A 14,391-nucleotide genomic window follows, 5' to 3' on the forward strand; every position below is an offset into this window, starting at 1 on the left:
GACGACGGCCTCAGGCGCTGGACCGGACCACCAGCCGGGGCTCGAACCGGGCGACGACCTCGCCCGCCGCGGACGGCCGCACGCCGCGGACGATCCCGTCGATCTCGCCCGCCAGATCGGCCGGGCTCGCGGTGGCGTCGAAGTGCACGGTGGTCAGCCGGGGCCGCATGAGCGTGCAGATCGGCAGGTCGTCGGCGCCGACCACGGCGACGTCGCCGGGGACCCGCAGACCGGCGTCCTGCAACGCGCTGATCAGCAGCATCGCGTACTCGTCGTTGTAGGCGAACACGCCGTCGGGCAGGTCGCCCGCGCGGACGATCCGGCCCGCCTCCTCCTCGGAGAAGGCCAGGTCGATGCGCGCGGCCCCGGGGACGACCTCCCGCACCCCCGCCAGCCGGGCCCGCCCCATGGCGTCGATGCCCTCCTCCCGGGGCACGACGGCCGCCAGCCGCCTGCTCCCCCGTGCGACCAGGTGGCGGGCGGCCACGGCGCCGAGGGCCCGGTGGTCGAACACCATGGCCGGCACCAGCGGCGAGGGCTGGTCGGACAGGCCGACGACGGCCCGGACGCCCGAGGCGTGCAGCAGGTCCACGGCGGGCCTGGTCAGCCGCGCGGCCTCGACGAGGACGGCCGAGGGCCGCAGGGCGAGCCAGCTCCTGGCCGCCGCCACGCCCCTGAGGGTGCGCTCGCCGTACTGGACGAGGGTGTAGCCGCGGGCCCTGAGCTCCTCCTCCAGCTCTTCGGACACCTGCTGCGCCAGCCGGCCCGTCCTGGCCCGCGACAGCGGCATGAGCACGATGTCGCTGCGGCCCGTACGCAGCGCGCGGGCGGCCGCGTCGGGGACGTAGCCGAGCCGGGCGGCGGCGTCGCGGACCCGCCTGCGGGTCTCCTCGCTCACCCGGGCGTGGGGGTTGTCGGTGAGCACGTAGGAGACCGTGGCCTGTGAGACTCCCGCGGCCCTGGCCACGTCGACGCTGGTCGGCGGGCGGTCCCCCCTTGTCGTGTTCACGGGGTGGATGGTATCAACTGCTTATACGTATAATCAGGAGAGGCTGCCGCATGAAGCTGCACACTCGTGAATGGGGTTCGGGCGACCGCGTGGCCGTCCTCGTCCACGGCATCATGGCCGACTCGCGATGCTGGTGGCGGGTGGGCCCCGAGCTGGCCGCGCGCGGCTACCGGGTCATCGCCGTCGATCTCCCCGGCCACGGCGAGAGCCCTCGCGCCGACGCCTACCCGCCCGAGCTGTTCGCCTCGTCGCTGGCGGAGTCGGTGCCCGCGCGCCCCGAGCTGGCCATCGGGCACTCCCTGGGCGGCCTCACGCTCGGCCTCGCCGTCGAACGGCTCATGCCCGGACGGGCGATCTACTCCGATCCGGCCTTCCGTCTGCCGACGCTGGAGAGCGGCGCCCTGGAGTCGATGGCCGGCTTCACCGACGAGACCGGCGAGCTGATCGCCGCCCTGCACCCCGGCTTCTCGGCCGAGGAGGTGGCGGTCGAGGTCGAGATGCTCGCGCGCTGGGACCGCGGGTCGGCGCTGTCGCTCGTCGAGGCGTCGGGCATGGACTTCACGCCCGCTCCCGTCGTGCCGTCGCTGGTGCAGGTGGCCGACCCGAGTTTCCTGGTGCCGCCGGCGTTCCAGGAGGAGTTGCGGGGCAAGGGATTCGAGGTGCGCGTGGTCACGGGGGCCGAGCACACGATCCACCGCCACCTGTTCGAGGACTTCCTGGCGGGGCTGGAAGGCTGGATCAGACCCGCTGCCGCAGCTCGGTGAGGCGGCCGGCGACGTCGAGGCCCTTGCCGGCGGCCCAGGCGTCGTCGTGGTACGTCGCCAGGTGCCGCTCGGCCGCGTCGCCCACCAGCGAGACGATCGTGCCGCGCTCGCCCCTGGCCCGCATGCGCCCGGCCAGTTCGAGCGCGGCCCACAGCGCGGTGCCGGACGAGCCGCCCACCGGCAGCCCGGTGACCTCCCTGAGGTGCCTGGCCGCCGCCACGCCGGCCGCGTCGGGCACCGGCACCACCAGATCGACCAGCTCCGGCCGGAACCCGGGCTCCACGCGCGGACGGCCGATGCCCTCGATCCGCGAGGGCATGCCGGTGGCGTAGTCGGGCACGTCGAGGGTCCAGCCCGGGAAGTAGGCGGAGTTGTCGGGATCGGCGACCGCCACCCGGCAGCCGTGCTCCCCGGCCGCGGCGCCGAGCGTGGCCGAGGTGGCGCCGGTGGCGGCGCCGGTCACCACCCAGTCGGGACGGACCTGGGCGAACAGCTCTTCGGCCAGGTCGTGCGGCGTGGCCCGGCCGAACTGGTCGAGGTAGTGGCCCCCGACCGCCCTGGCCGCCTCCTGGGCCGCGTCGTAGATGGCCAGGGGCGGCGTCACGAACCTGCACTCGCCGCCCAGCGCCTCGACCGGGCGGGCCCGCGCCGGGTCGGGCGCGCCCGGCATGATCACGACGTAGGGCAGGCCGAGCCGCCGGGCGAACCACGCCTGCGCGACCGCCGCGTTGCCGCCGGCGGCCTCGACCACGGTGGTGCCCTCGGTGATCGAGCCGTCGAGCACGGCCCGCCGGAACAGCGCCCTGGCGTGCCGGTGCCGCAGGCTGCCCGTGGGGTGGCCGGACTCGTCCTTCAGCAGCAGGCGCACGCCAGGGACCCGGACGGGGAAGTCGATCAGCCTGGTCGGCGGCCCGGCGGCCAGCGCGTCGAGCGCGTCGAGCGCGCGCGTGCTCCAGCTCACCGGACCACCATGTCAGGACGGGCTCAGGAAAGCTCCACCTGTTCGCCAGGGGCGAGCAGCACGAACCGCTCCCCGAGCCCCGCGAACGCCTTCTCCAGCGTGTCCCTGCCCTGCGTGAAGTGCGCCCACTGCTCGAAGTGCAGCGGGACGACGTGCCGCGCGCCCAGGATGTCGGCGGCGGTGACGGCGTCCTCGCTGGTCAGCGTCAGGAAGCCGGCCACGAGAGGGGTGCGCGCGCCGCCCGCGAACAGCAGCGCCACGTCGATCCGCGGGAACCTGGCGGCCACGGCCCGTACGACGTCGAGCGAGGCGTTGTCGCCGCTCACGTAGACGGTGGGCAGGCCCTCGCCGCTGAGCACGAACCCGGTGACCTCGCCCGTCAGGTGCTCGGTCCCGTCGGGGCCGTGCTGGGCGGGCACGCCGGTCACCCGCAGCGGGCCGACCTCGGTCTCGCTCCAGTTGGGCAGGGCGCGCACCGGCTCGCCGACGCGCTCGGCCGCCGAGGCGGTGGACAGCGCCAGCGGGGCCGTGGCGAGGAACGCGCGGCCGGCGTCGTCGAGGTTGTCGGGATGCTGGTCGTGCGAGAGCAGCACGGCGTCCACCGGACCCACCTCGTCGGGGCCGAAGGCGGGGCCGGCCGTCTTCTTGAGCACCCTGGCGCCGACCGGGTGGTCGCCCGGCGCGTCGAAGGTGGGATCGACCAGCAGCCGGACGCCGCCCAGCTCGATGACGGCGGTCGGACCACCGGCGTAACGAATCTTCATGTTCGTCAAGGACACGGAGGGACAGAAGGTTTATTCCGTACGCCGTTGAGCACCCGGGTCACCGTGCGGTGGCACAGGGCGCGGAAGTCGGGCTCGGCCATGCGCATCCGGCCGCTCAGGTACTGCTGGACCAGGCCCTGGGTGCTCGACGTGACCGCGAGCGCGGTCTCCAGCGGGTCGTCCTCGCGCAGCACGCCCGCGCGCATGCCCTCCTCGGCCAGCGCCACCACCACGCTGAACGGCGGGCCCTCCCCGTCGCGGAAGTCGTCGGGGAAACGGCGGGCCCGCGCCCAGGCGTCGGAGGTCAGGAAGTTGTACAGGTGGGGGCTGCCGAGCGCGAAGTCGAGCAAGTCGTCGAGCGCCGCCATCATGCGCTCCTCCACGTCGCCCGTGCCGGGCCTGCGGGTCCACGCCTCGGCCAGCTCGCGGGCGGCGGCGTCGGCGACGGCGCGCAGCAGGGCCTCCCTGTTGGGGAAGTGCCGGTAGATGGCCATGGCGGTGACGCCCACGGCCTCGCCGACCCGCCGCATGCTGACGGCGTCGGCGCCCTCCTCCAGCAGGATCTGCCGGGCCACGGCCTCGATGCGGGCCGCCGTCCCTCGCTCGCTCATGTTTACAATGTATACAGACGGAGCGCCCCCGGAGCCCGCTCCGGCACGGCGGGCCGGCGGGGCGCCACCGGAGGCAGCCGGACGTACGGCGAGCCCGTGGCGGGCCTGGGATCGGGGTCGCCGGCGTTGGGCCACAGGGACATGGCCCGCTCGGCCTGCGCGGTGATGGTGAGCGACGGGTTCACCCCGAGGTTGGCCGACACCGCCGAGCCGTCCACTACGTGCAGCCCCTCGTGGCCGTAGACGCGGTGGTAGGCGTCGATCACGCCGGTCTCGGGCGAGTCGCCGATCACGCAGCCGCCGAGGAAGTGGGCCGTCGTCGGGATGTCGAACAGGTCGAGCCAGGTGCCGCCGGGCACCCCGCCGATCTCGGCCGCCGCGTGCCGGACGGCCTCGTGCCCGGCCGGGATCCAGGTCGGGTTGGGCTCGCCGTGGCCGCGGGCCGACCGCAGGCCCCAGCGGGTGCGCCGGATGGTGATCGAGTTGTCCTTGGCCTGCATGACCAGCGCGATGACGGTCCGTTCCGACCAGCGGCGCAGGTCGAGCAGCCGCAGCGCCTCCAGGGGCCGCGCGGCGATCTCCCGGAACAGCGCCGGCCACCGCGGCTGGCCGCCGTCCACGAGCAGGGTGCGCAGCAGGCCCATGGCGTTGGAGCCGTCGCCGTAACGCACCGGCTCGATGTGGGTCTCGGCGTCGGGGTGGATGGAGGAGGTGATGGCCACGCCCTTGTTGAGCTTCTCGCCGCCCGCCGACGTGCGCTCGAAGCCGAGCAGGGCCTCGGAGTTGGTCCTGGTCAGCGTGCCGAGCCTGGGCGACAGGCGGGGCAGGTCGCCGGTGGCGCGCAGCTTGTGCAGCAGGCGCTGGGTGCCGTACGTGCCGGCCGCGAAGATCACCTGCTTGGCGGTGAACGAACGGCGGCGCAGCGCCGACCCCGTCCGGCGGGCGACGACCCGGTAGCCGCCGGAGGGCAGCGGGCGCACCGAGGTGACCGTGCACTCGGCGTAGACCCGGGCGCCCGCCCGCTCGGCCAGGTGGAGGTAGTTCTTGACCAGCGTGTTCTTGGCGCCGTGGCGGCAGCCGGTCATGCACTGCCCGCACTCGATGCAGCCGCGCCGCCGCGGCCCCGCGCCGCCGAAGTACGGGTCGACGCCGTCCTCGCCGAAGTAGACGCCGACCGGGGCCAGGTGGAAGGTGTCGCCCACGCCCATCTTCTCGGCGACCCGGCGCATGACGTCGTCGGCGCGGGTGACGGTGGGGTTCGTGACCGCGCCGAGCATGCGTCTGGCCTGGTCGTAGTGGGGGGCCAGCTCCGCCTTCCAGTCGGTGATGCCGGCCCACTGCGGGTCGCGGAAGAACGGGTCGAGCGGCTCGTAGAGGGTGTTGGCGTAGACCAGCGACCCGCCGCCCACCCCGGCTCCGGCCAGCACCATCACGCCGGTGCCGCGCTCTCCGCGCAGCACGTGGATGCGCTGGATGCCCTTCATGCCGAGCCAGGGCGCCCACAGGAAGTCGCGCAGCTTCCACGAGGTGGCCGGCAGCGTGGACTCGTCGAACCGGCGGCCCGCCTCCAGCACGCCGACCTTGTACCCCTTCTCGCTCAGCCGCAGCGCCGAGACGCTGCCGCCGAACCCCGACCCGATGACCAGAACGTCGAACGTCACTTGATCCGCAGCTTCCGCATCGCCTTGAGGGTGCCGGCCAGGACGTCGGCCCACGTCTCGTACGTCAGGTCGAAGGGCGGCTCGAAGCCCAGCCAGGACGCCTGCGAGGCCACGGTCTTGGACTCGGTGTAGCGCAGCAGGCCCTCCGCGCCGTGCCGGCGGCCGAGCCCCGAGGCCTTCATGCCGCCCATGGGCGCGTCGTAGGAGGCGTAGGCCGAGCCGTACCCCTCGTTGATGTTGACCGTGCCGGCCTTGACGCGGGCGGCCAGGGCGCGGCCGCGGGCCGGGTCGGTGGTCCAGATGGAGGCGTTCAGGCCGTAGATGGTGTCGTTGGCCAGCTCGATCGCCTCCTCCTCCGAGTCGAAGGGGTAGAGGGCGACCACCGGCCCGAACGTCTCGTTGCGGCACAGGTCCATGTCGTCGCGCACGCCGGTGAGCACGGTCGGCTCGTAGAACAGCGGGCCGAGGTCGGGCCTGGCCCGGCCGCCGGTCAGCACGGTCGCGCCCTTGGCCACGGCGTCGTCCACGTGGGCGCTGACCGCGTCGAGCTGGCGTTGCGAGGTGAGCGAGCCCATCTGGACCGACCAGTCGTGGCCCGCGCCGAGCTTGAGGTTGCCGACCTGCCTGACCAGGCGCGCGGCGAAGTCGTCGAACACGGACGTGTGCACGTACAGCCGCTCGATGGACAGGCAGAGCTGGCCGGCGTTGGTGAAGCAGGCCCGGATCGCCCCCTGGACGGCGAGCGGCACGTCGGCGTCTTCGAGCACCACCATCGGGTTCTTGCCGCCGAGCTCCAGCGAGCAGCCGATGAGCCGCTTGGCCGCCTCCTCGGCGATCTTCCTGCCGCCCCTGGTCGACCCCGTGAACGCGACGTAGTCGGCGTCGTCGAGCAGCGCGTCGCCGATCTCGGCGGGCTCGCCCAGCACGACCTGCCAGATCTCACGCGGCATGCCCAGCTCGGCCAGCAGGTCGATGGTCCACAACGTGGACATGGCCGTCTGGGTGTCCGGCTTGTGCACCAGCGCGTTGCCGGCCAGCAGCGCGGGCACGGCGTCGGTGACGCCGAGCGAGAGGGGGTAGTTCCACGGGGAGATCAGCGCGACCACGCCCTTGGGCTGGCGCAGCTCGGTCACGCGGGTGGCGCCGGGGAAGATGCCCTTGCGCGTGCGCGGCGCGAGCAGCCCGGACGCCCGCCGGGCGTAGTAGAGGCTGCACCCGGCGACGTCGAGCACCTCCTCGAAGGCGTGCTTGCGGGCCTTGCCGGTCTCGTTCTGGACGATGTCGAGGATCTCGTCCCTGCGGTCGAGGATGGCGTCGTGCAGCAGCAGGAACGGTCTGGCCCGCGCCGCGGCGGGCCTGGCCGCCCACTCGGCCTGGGCGGCCCTGGCTCGCTCGTAGGCCAGGCGTACGTCGTCGGCCGTGGAAATGGGCAGCTCGGCGAGCGGCTCGCCGGTGAAGGGGGCGGTGATCTCCCGGGTCTTGCCGCTGGACGTGACGTGCATGCCCGAAGGATATTCCGCTTGGCTACCGGCGGGTAGTTTTTGCGGATTCGCGGGGTGGGGTCAGAATCCTCTTATGCCATCGTTCGCTCCGCTACGCCCGGGAGATCCGGCGAGTCTGGCCGGCATGGATCTCCTCGGCCGGCTTGGCGAGGGCGGCCAGGGCGTCGTCTACCTCGCGAAAGATCATTCCGGCGCGCACGTCGCCGTCAAGTGGCTGCGCCCCGACCTGTCCGGCGACGACGTGAGCGTCGAGCGGTTCCTGCGCGAGGTCCAGGTGGCCCAGCAGGTGGCGCCGTTCTGCACCGCGGCCGTCCTCGGCACCGGCGTCGAGCAGGACCGGCCCTACATCGTCAGCGAGTTCATCGAGGGCCCCTCGCTGCAGCGGGTGGTGCAGGAGGAGGGGCCGCGCACCGGGTCCACGCTGCACCGGCTGGCCATCGGCACCGCGACCGCGCTGGCCGCCATCCACCAGGCCGGCATCGTCCACCGCGACTTCAAGCCCGCCAACGTCATCCTGGGCGCGGACGGCCCGCGGGTGATCGACTTCGGCATCGCGCGGGCGCTCAACGCGACCTCGACGATCAGCAGCATGGTCGTGGGCACGCCGTCGTACATGCCGCCCGAGCAGATCATGGGCCACACCGCCGGGCCGGCGGCCGACATGTTCTCGTGGGCCAGCGCGATGGTCTACGCGGCGTCGGGACGGGCGCCGTTCGGCAGCGACACCATGCCGGCGGTGATCAACCGGGTCCTCAACCAGCAGCCCGACCTCGGCGTGCTCGACGGCGCGCTGCGTGACGTCGTGGCCGCGTGCCTGGCCAAGGACCCGGCGCAGCGGCCGACGGCCGAGCAGGTGATCATGCGCCTGCTCCAGCACCCGATGCCGGCGAACTCGCCCATCCTCGCCGCGGCCGCCGCCGAGGCCGTCCCGGCCGGGCCGGTAGTGGGCCCGATGACGGCGCCGCCGCAGCAGCACCCGCAGGGACCGCCCCAGGGAGCGCCCCACGCGCCGCCGCAGGGACCTCCACAGGGGCCTTCACAGGGTCCTCCACAGGGACCGCCGCAAGGGCCTCCGCACGGGCCGATGACGGGGCCGGTGCCGGGAGGCCCGCAGCCGTACCCGCAGCAGCAGTGGCACCCGCCCGGCCCGTACGCGCAGCCCACCCACCCGGGCGTGCACCCCCGGCGGCCGGCCGGGAAGAGCAGGGCGCCGCTGGTCATCGGGGCCACGCTGGGCGTCGCGTTACTCGTGCTGGCCGGGCTCGCCGTGCTCATCGCCAACAACAGGACGACCCTGGCCGCCGACGGCGGCGTCACGACGTCGGCGTCCGGCCGGCCGTCCGGGCGCAGCGTGCCGCCCGCCACGCCGTCGGTCACGGCGTCGGTCGCGCCGGTCGCCGTCCCCGAGGAGGGGCCGCGCAAGACGCTGCCCGGCGCCGCGGTCGACCTCTACGAGAACACCTCCGACGCCATCGTCCTGACCTCCTACGAGATCTACGACAAGAAGAAGGACGACTGGATCGACCACGCCAGGGACTCGCTGCGCGGCCCGTTCCGCAAGTACGCCGGCAACTGGGAGTCGAACGTCTCCCCCGGCGGCCGCTACCTGGCCACCCGCGGCCGCAAGTACACCGACGACAACTACGACTACATCATCGTCAGCGACCGCCAGACGGGCGGGCGCACCACGATCAAGACCGTCCGCGGCCCGCTGATCGCCAGCATCCGCAGCTGGTCCGAGGACGGCTCCAAGATCCTGCTCAACATCGAGCGGAAGAGCGGCGACACCTGGACCTACCCCGGCTTCGTCATCGTGGACGTCGCCACGATGAAGGCGAAGACCGTCATGGTGGACGACTCCGCCGTCCGCAAGACCGCCTTCGGCTGGGACGGCGAGGGCACCGGCGTGATCAACGTCTTCGGCCCGGAGAAGAACCGCAGCCTGCGCTTCTTCGACGCCGACGGCAAGGCCACCCGCGACCTGCGCTCGATCGGCACGCTGCCCGCCGGCACCCAGGACGTCTTCTCCCCCTCGGGCGAGTCGTTCCTGTCCGACTGCCCCAACGGCAGCGACGGCGACACCTGCGTGTGGGACGTCAAGTCGGGCGACCGCACGCACAAGTTCACCTCCGACTGCGACAAGGTGCTCGGCTGGTACGACGACACCCACCTCTACTGCTGGGAGCAGGACAACAACACCAAGGACGAGATCCAGGTCGTCGACCTCAAGGGCACCCTGCTGCGCAAGATCCTCGACGTGCCCGGCGACGTCGACTTCAGCCCGGTCTTCACCGCCAACCCGGCCAAGGGCTCCTGAACCATCCGGCCCGCGCAGCCGTCATGGAGGTCATGAAGACGCTGTTCCGTACGGCCGTGACCGCCGCGGCCCTCGCCATGGCCGCCACGGCCTGCACCTCGGCGGCCACGGGCCAGGCGCCCGTGCCGAAGGTCACGCTCGACGCCGTCCGCCTGGTCGCCTACGACAGTTGCGACGACATGCTGTCGGGCCTGCGGGAGCACGCCGCGGAGAACGTCGGCCCGTGGGGGTTCGGCGGCCCGCAGATCATGTACATGGAGGACACCGCCGCCACCGCGCGGGCGAAGACCACCTCCAACACCCCGGAGCACTCCACCACGAACGTGCACGAGGCGGGCGTGGACGAGCCCGACCTGGTCAAGACCGACGGCAACCGGATCGTCACGGTCGTGGACGGCACCCTGCGGGTCATCGACACCGCGACCAGGAAGGTCACGGCGTCGCTCAAGCTCACCAAGAAGGACGAGCCGACCTTCACCCCCGCCGACCTGCTGCTGTCCGGCGACCGCGCGCTGGTGCTGTTCCGCGGCGGCGACATCATGGTGAAGTCCTTCGCGCCGCCCGGCGAGACCCGTTACGTCGTGGTCGACCTGGCCGGGCAGCCGAAGGTGCTCAGCACGATCCGGGCGCAGGGCTCGTACGTGGACGCCAGGATGATCGGCTCCACGGTCCGGCTCGTCACCCGCAGCCAGCCCGACATCACCTTCCCCGAGCCCAAGAACCCGGACGCCTCCGAGGCCGACCGCAAGAAGGCCAACCAGGACGTCGTGCGGCGGGCGCCGCTGTCCGCCTGGCTGCCCACGGTCGAGATCACCGGCGGGTCCGGCGCGGTCAAGAAGGACACGGTCAAGTGCGAGCGGGTCAGCCACCCCGCCGACTACACCGGCACCTCGCTGCTCACCGTCCACAGCATCGACCTGACCCAGGACGTCGCCGCGACCGGCACCGAGCCCATCAGCCTGGCCGCCGACGGCGACACCGTCTACGGCAGCGGCACGAGCCTGTACGTCGCCAGCAACCCCCGCTGGTGGTTCCCGGTGGTCACCGAGCCGATGCCGGTCGAGCCCGTGCCGACGGCCACCGACGGCGCCGCCCCGGCCGTCGAGCCCACCCCGAGCGACCCGCCCGTGACGAGCGACCCGCCCGTGACGAGCGACCCGCCCGTGACGAGCGACCCGCCTGTGACGAGCGACCCCGCCGTGACGAGCAGCGCCCCTGCCACGCCCGCCACGCCCACCGCCGAGCCCGTGCCCACTCCGACGGCGCCGCCTGAGGAGACCGAGGTCCACCGGTTCGACATCAGCGCCGCCGGCGCCCCCTCGTACGTGGCTTCCGGCAAGGTCCCCGGCCGCCTGCTCAACCAGTACTCGCTGTCGGAGTACGAGGGCCACCTCCGCGTCGCCACCACCCTCACCTCCCCCGACGGCAGGAACAGCGCCAGCAGCGTCTACGTGCTCGACGCCGCCACCATGGCCAAGGCCGGCGAGGTCGGCGGCCTCGGCAAGGGCGAGCGCATCTACTCGGTCCGGTTCATCGGCCCGGTGGGCTACGTCGTGACGTTCAAGCAGGTGGACCCGCTCTACACGCTCGACCTGCGCGACCCGGCCGCCCCCAAGGTGACCGGCGAGCTGAAGATCACCGGCTACTCGGCCTACCTGCACCCCGGCGCGGACGGCCGGCTGATCGGCATCGGCCAGGAGGCCAGCGACAAGGGCAGGACGCTCGGCACGCAGGTCTCGCTGTTCGACGTCGGCGACCCGGCCGCCCCGCGCAGGCTGTCGCAGCTCTTCCAGAAGGAGTCGGGCTCCGAGGCCGAGTGGGACCCGCACGCGTTCCTGTACTGGCCGAAGACCGGCCTGTCGGTGCTGCCGCTGATGACCCCCAAGGAGTCGGGCGCGCTCGTGCTGAAGATCGACGACTCGGCCGTCAAGAAGCTCGGCATGATCAAGCACCCCACGCACCAGGACAAGGACTACGCCTACCAGCCCGGCATCCAGCGCTCGATCGTCATCGGCGACGCCCTCTGGACGCTGTCCTGGGACGGCCTCCAGGTCAACGACGCCACGACGCTGGCCCGTCAGGCGTGGATCCCGCTGCGCTGACCCCCGTCGGGGCGGGTGGCCGGTCCGGCGGGCCGGTCACCCGCGCTCGGGCGCGACCACGGGCACGATCTCGGGGGCGCCCAGCCGGATGGCGTCGGCCTCCTGGTCGGAGTCCTGCTCCTGGGAGCGCCGTTCGGCCTCGACGCGCTTGGTGTAGTACTCCACCTCGCGTTTCACCTGTTCGGCGTCCCAGCCGAGCGGCCCGGCCAGCAGCTCGGCGGCCTCCTGCGCCACGGCCAGGCCGCGGTGGAAGGTCTCGATGGAGATGTGCGTGCGCCTGGTCAGCACGTCGTTGAGGTGCCTGGCGCCCTCGTGGGTGGCGGCGTAGACGATCTCGGCCCGCAGGTAGTCGTCGGCCCCGGCCAGCGGCCGGCCCAGCGACGGATCGTCCTCGATCAGCTGCAGCACCTCGTCGATGAGCGAGCCGTAGCGCTGGAGCAGGTGCTCGATGCGGGCGACGTGCAGGCCCGAGGTGTGGGCGAGGCGATAGCGGGAGTTCCACAACGCCTGGTAGCCCTCGGCCCCGGCCAGCGGGATGCGGTCGGTGCACGAGCGCGGCACCCGCTGGTCGAGCCCGTGCGCCACCGCGTCCACCGCGTCGCGGGCCATCACCCGGTACGTCGTGTACTTCCCGCCGGCGATCATCACCAGCCCCGGCACCGGATGCGCCACGACGTGCTCGCGCGACAACTTCGACGTCTCGTCGGACTCCCCCGACAGCAGCGGGCGCAGCCCGGCGTAGACGCCCTCGACGTCGTCGCGGGTCAGCGGCACCGACAACACGGCGTTGACGTGGTCGAGCAGGTAGTCGATGTCGGCCCGGGAGGCCGCCGGATGGCCCTTGTCGAGCGTCCACTCGGTGTCGGTGGTGCCGATGATCCAGTGGCGGCCCCACGGGATCACGAACAGCACCGACTTCTCCGTGCGCAGGATGATGCCGGTGCGGGAGTGGATGCGGTCGCGCGGCACCAGCAGGTGGATGCCCTTGGAGGCCCGTACGTGGATCTGGCCGCGGCCGCCGACCAGCTCCTGGATGTCGTCGGTCCACACACCCGTGGCGTTGACGACCTGCTGGGCGCGTACGTCGAACTCGGCGCCGGTCTCCAGGTCGCGCGCCCGCACGCCGGTGACCCGCTCGCCCTCCCGCAGGAACCCGACCACCTGGGCGCGCGGCGCGACCCGGGCGCCGTACGTGGCGGCGGTGCGCAGCATGGTCATCACGTAACGGGCGTCGTCGACCTGGGCGTCCCAGTACTGGACGGCGCCGGTGAGCGCGCTCTTCTTCAGCGCGGGGGCCAGCCGCAACGCCCGTGACCTGGACAGGTGCCGATGGCCGGGCACCCCGCGGGTGAGCCCGGAGGCGAAGCCGAGCGTGTCGTAGAGCGCCACGCCGGCGCCCACGTAGCCGCGTTCCCAGCCGAAATGGGTCATCGGGAACAGGAACGGCACCGGCCGGACGAGGTGCGGCGCCAGGCGCTGGAGCAGCAGCGCCCGCTCCTGCAGCGCCTCGCGCACCAGGTCGAAGTTGAGCTGCTCCAGATAGCGCAGGCCACCGTGGATGAGCTTGGACGAGCGCGACGAGGTGCCGGAGGCGAAGTCGCGGGCCTCCAGCAGGGCCACGTCGAGGCCCCGGGTCGCGGCGTCGAGCGCGGTGCCCGCCCCCACGACGCCGCCGCCGACCACGACCACGTCGAACTCCTGGGCGGACATCTCCGCCAGCGCCGCCGCGCGCTCGGTGGGCCCGAGCCGGGCCACGCTCCTACCCGCCGTCATCATCTCCCCTTGCGTCGTCTGCGTCAGTACCTACCCGTACGCCCGGTTCCATGTAACGCAGGGACGGCTCAGGCGCGTACGACCTTGACGCCCGCGTCGGTGAGCCGGCCGGTGAGCTCGTCGGACAGCCGCTCGTCGGTGACCAGCGTGTCGATCTGCTCGATCGGGCAGATGCGGGAGAAGGCCCGCCGGCCCACCTTGGAGGAGTCGGCCACCACCACGACCTGGGCGGCCCGGCTGATCAGCAGGTTGTTCACGCTGGCCTCGCCCTCGTGGTGGGCCGAGGCGCCCAGCTCGACGTCGATCGCGTCGACGCCGAGGAAGGCCACGTCGAGGGTGACCTGTTCGAGCACGCCCGAGGCCAGCGGCCCGATCAGCTCGTACGACTGCTGCCTGGCCACCCCGCCGGTGACCACGATCTTGACGTGCTGCCGCACGGTCAGCTCGGCGGCGATGTTCAGGGCGTTGGTGACGATCGTGAACCCGCTCTCCAGCGTGGACAGCGTGGCGAGGGTGCGGGCCAGCTCGGAGGTCGTGGTGCCGCCGTTGAGCCCGACCACGGCGCCCGGGCTCACCAGGTCGGCCGCCGCGGCCGCTATGCGGTGCTTCTCGTCGGCGTGCCTGGCCGTCTTGTAGCGCAGCGGCAGGTCGTAGCTGACGCTCTGGGCGACGGCCCCGCCGCGCGTGCGCATGAGCATCTGCTGCTGGGCGAGCTGGTCGAAGTCACGCCGGATCGTGGCGGTCGAGACGTCGAGCGCCTGGGCGGCCTCCTCCACCGACAGCCTGCCCTCCTGGGCGAGCAGCTCCAGGATGGCGTTCCAGCGATCGTAGCGGGACACGAAGCCTCCAATGAGATCCGGACGGGATCAAGCGTGGCACAGGCAGGCAGGTGAGAGCGACCACTGCACAAAACTGCGCTTTTACTGT

The 14,391-nt window shown here is 72.7% G+C and carries 11 protein-coding genes; 3 read left to right on the forward strand and 8 right to left on the reverse strand.

The genetic code is table 11. The annotated features are described in order from the left end of the window. Positions 1-10: 10 nt before the first annotated feature. Positions 11-1,009, reverse strand: coding sequence for a LacI family DNA-binding transcriptional regulator (locus AB0J71_RS19005; RefSeq protein ID WP_352318727.1), 999 nt, complete (start codon positions 1,007-1,009; stop codon positions 11-13). A gap of 50 nt (positions 1,010-1,059) precedes the next feature. On the opposite strand from AB0J71_RS19005, the gene AB0J71_RS19010 reads away from it, so the two are divergent. Further along, a complete protein-coding gene (locus AB0J71_RS19010; protein WP_352318725.1) occupies positions 1,060-1,773 on the forward strand; it encodes an alpha/beta fold hydrolase in 714 nt (237 codons plus the stop codon). On the opposite strand, the gene AB0J71_RS19015 is transcribed toward AB0J71_RS19010, so the two are convergent. From AB0J71_RS19015 to AB0J71_RS19035, 5 genes are read right to left on the reverse strand one after another with little or no spacing between them, the layout of a single operon-like run. Further along, entirely contained in the window at positions 1,748-2,734 is a 987-nt protein-coding gene (locus tag AB0J71_RS19015; protein ID WP_352318723.1) for a pyridoxal-phosphate dependent enzyme, read from the reverse strand. The two genes, AB0J71_RS19010 and AB0J71_RS19015, sit on opposite strands and share 26 nt — an antisense overlap. Before the next feature lie 23 nt (positions 2,735-2,757). Then, entirely contained in the window at positions 2,758-3,498 is a 741-nt protein-coding gene (locus tag AB0J71_RS19020; protein ID WP_352318722.1) for an MBL fold metallo-hydrolase, read from the reverse strand. A gap of 5 nt (positions 3,499-3,503) precedes the next feature. Continuing rightward, complete coding sequence (locus AB0J71_RS19025) at positions 3,504-4,109, reverse strand: TetR/AcrR family transcriptional regulator (protein ID WP_364415200.1); 606 nt, start codon at positions 4,107-4,109, stop codon at positions 3,504-3,506. Positions 4,110-4,111: 2 nt separating this feature from the next. Then, positions 4,112-5,770 (reverse strand): GMC family oxidoreductase, encoded by a 1,659-nt coding sequence (locus AB0J71_RS19030; protein ID WP_352318718.1) that lies wholly within the window; start codon positions 5,768-5,770, stop codon positions 4,112-4,114. Beyond that, positions 5,767-7,272, reverse strand: coding sequence for a succinic semialdehyde dehydrogenase (locus AB0J71_RS19035; RefSeq protein ID WP_352318716.1), 1,506 nt, complete (start codon positions 7,270-7,272; stop codon positions 5,767-5,769). Before AB0J71_RS19035 ends, AB0J71_RS19030 begins: the two co-directional genes overlap by 4 nt. A gap of 124 nt (positions 7,273-7,396) precedes the next feature. Here AB0J71_RS19035 and AB0J71_RS19040 point away from each other — a divergent pair, with 124 nt between their 5' ends. Then, positions 7,397-9,589, forward strand: a complete 2,193-nt coding sequence (locus AB0J71_RS19040) for a WD40 repeat domain-containing serine/threonine protein kinase (protein ID WP_364415202.1) — start codon at positions 7,397-7,399, stop codon at positions 9,587-9,589. 32 nt (positions 9,590-9,621) lie between these two features. Then, positions 9,622-11,691 carry a beta-propeller domain-containing protein gene (locus AB0J71_RS19045; RefSeq protein WP_364415204.1) on the forward strand — a complete coding sequence of 690 codons (2,070 nt, stop codon included), beginning with the start codon at positions 9,622-9,624 and terminating at the stop codon, positions 11,689-11,691. Positions 11,692-11,727: 36 nt separating this feature from the next. Here AB0J71_RS19045 and AB0J71_RS19050 read toward each other — a convergent pair whose 3' ends face one another. Next, positions 11,728-13,464 carry a glycerol-3-phosphate dehydrogenase/oxidase gene (locus tag AB0J71_RS19050; RefSeq protein ID WP_364415242.1) on the reverse strand — a complete coding sequence of 579 codons (1,737 nt, stop codon included), beginning with the start codon at positions 13,462-13,464 and terminating at the stop codon, positions 11,728-11,730. Between the two features lie 68 nt (positions 13,465-13,532). Then, the gene (locus tag AB0J71_RS19055; RefSeq protein WP_352318712.1) at positions 13,533-14,303 is read right to left on the reverse strand and encodes a DeoR/GlpR family DNA-binding transcription regulator; all 771 of its coding nucleotides are present in this window, start codon (positions 14,301-14,303) and stop codon (positions 13,533-13,535) included. Positions 14,304-14,391: the final 88 nt, after the last annotated feature.

It is taken from the genome of Nonomuraea sp. NPDC049637 (assembly GCF_040675235.1).
GTDB lineage: Bacteria > Actinomycetota > Actinomycetes > Streptosporangiales > Streptosporangiaceae > Nonomuraea.

Bases quoted from the DNA above. Each gene is read 5' to 3' on its own strand.
- AB0J71_RS19045 (WP_364415204.1), top strand. From the start codon at position 9,622: ATGAAGACGCTGTTCCGTACGGCCGTGACCGCCGCGGCCCTCGCCATG.
- AB0J71_RS19040 (WP_364415202.1), top strand. From the start codon at position 7,397: ATGGATCTCCTCGGCCGGCTTGGCGAGGGCGGCCAGGGCGTCGTCTAC.
- AB0J71_RS19035 (WP_352318716.1), bottom strand. From the start codon at position 7,272: ATGCACGTCACGTCCAGCGGCAAGACCCGGGAGATCACCGCCCCCTTC.
- AB0J71_RS19025 (WP_364415200.1), bottom strand. From the start codon at position 4,109: ATGAGCGAGCGAGGGACGGCGGCCCGCATCGAGGCCGTGGCCCGGCAG.
- AB0J71_RS19010 (WP_352318725.1), top strand. From the start codon at position 1,060: ATGAAGCTGCACACTCGTGAATGGGGTTCGGGCGACCGCGTGGCCGTC.
- AB0J71_RS19050 (WP_364415242.1), bottom strand. From the start codon at position 13,464: ATGACGGCGGGTAGGAGCGTGGCCCGGCTCGGGCCCACCGAGCGCGCG.
- AB0J71_RS19020 (WP_352318722.1), bottom strand. From the start codon at position 3,498: ATGAAGATTCGTTACGCCGGTGGTCCGACCGCCGTCATCGAGCTGGGC.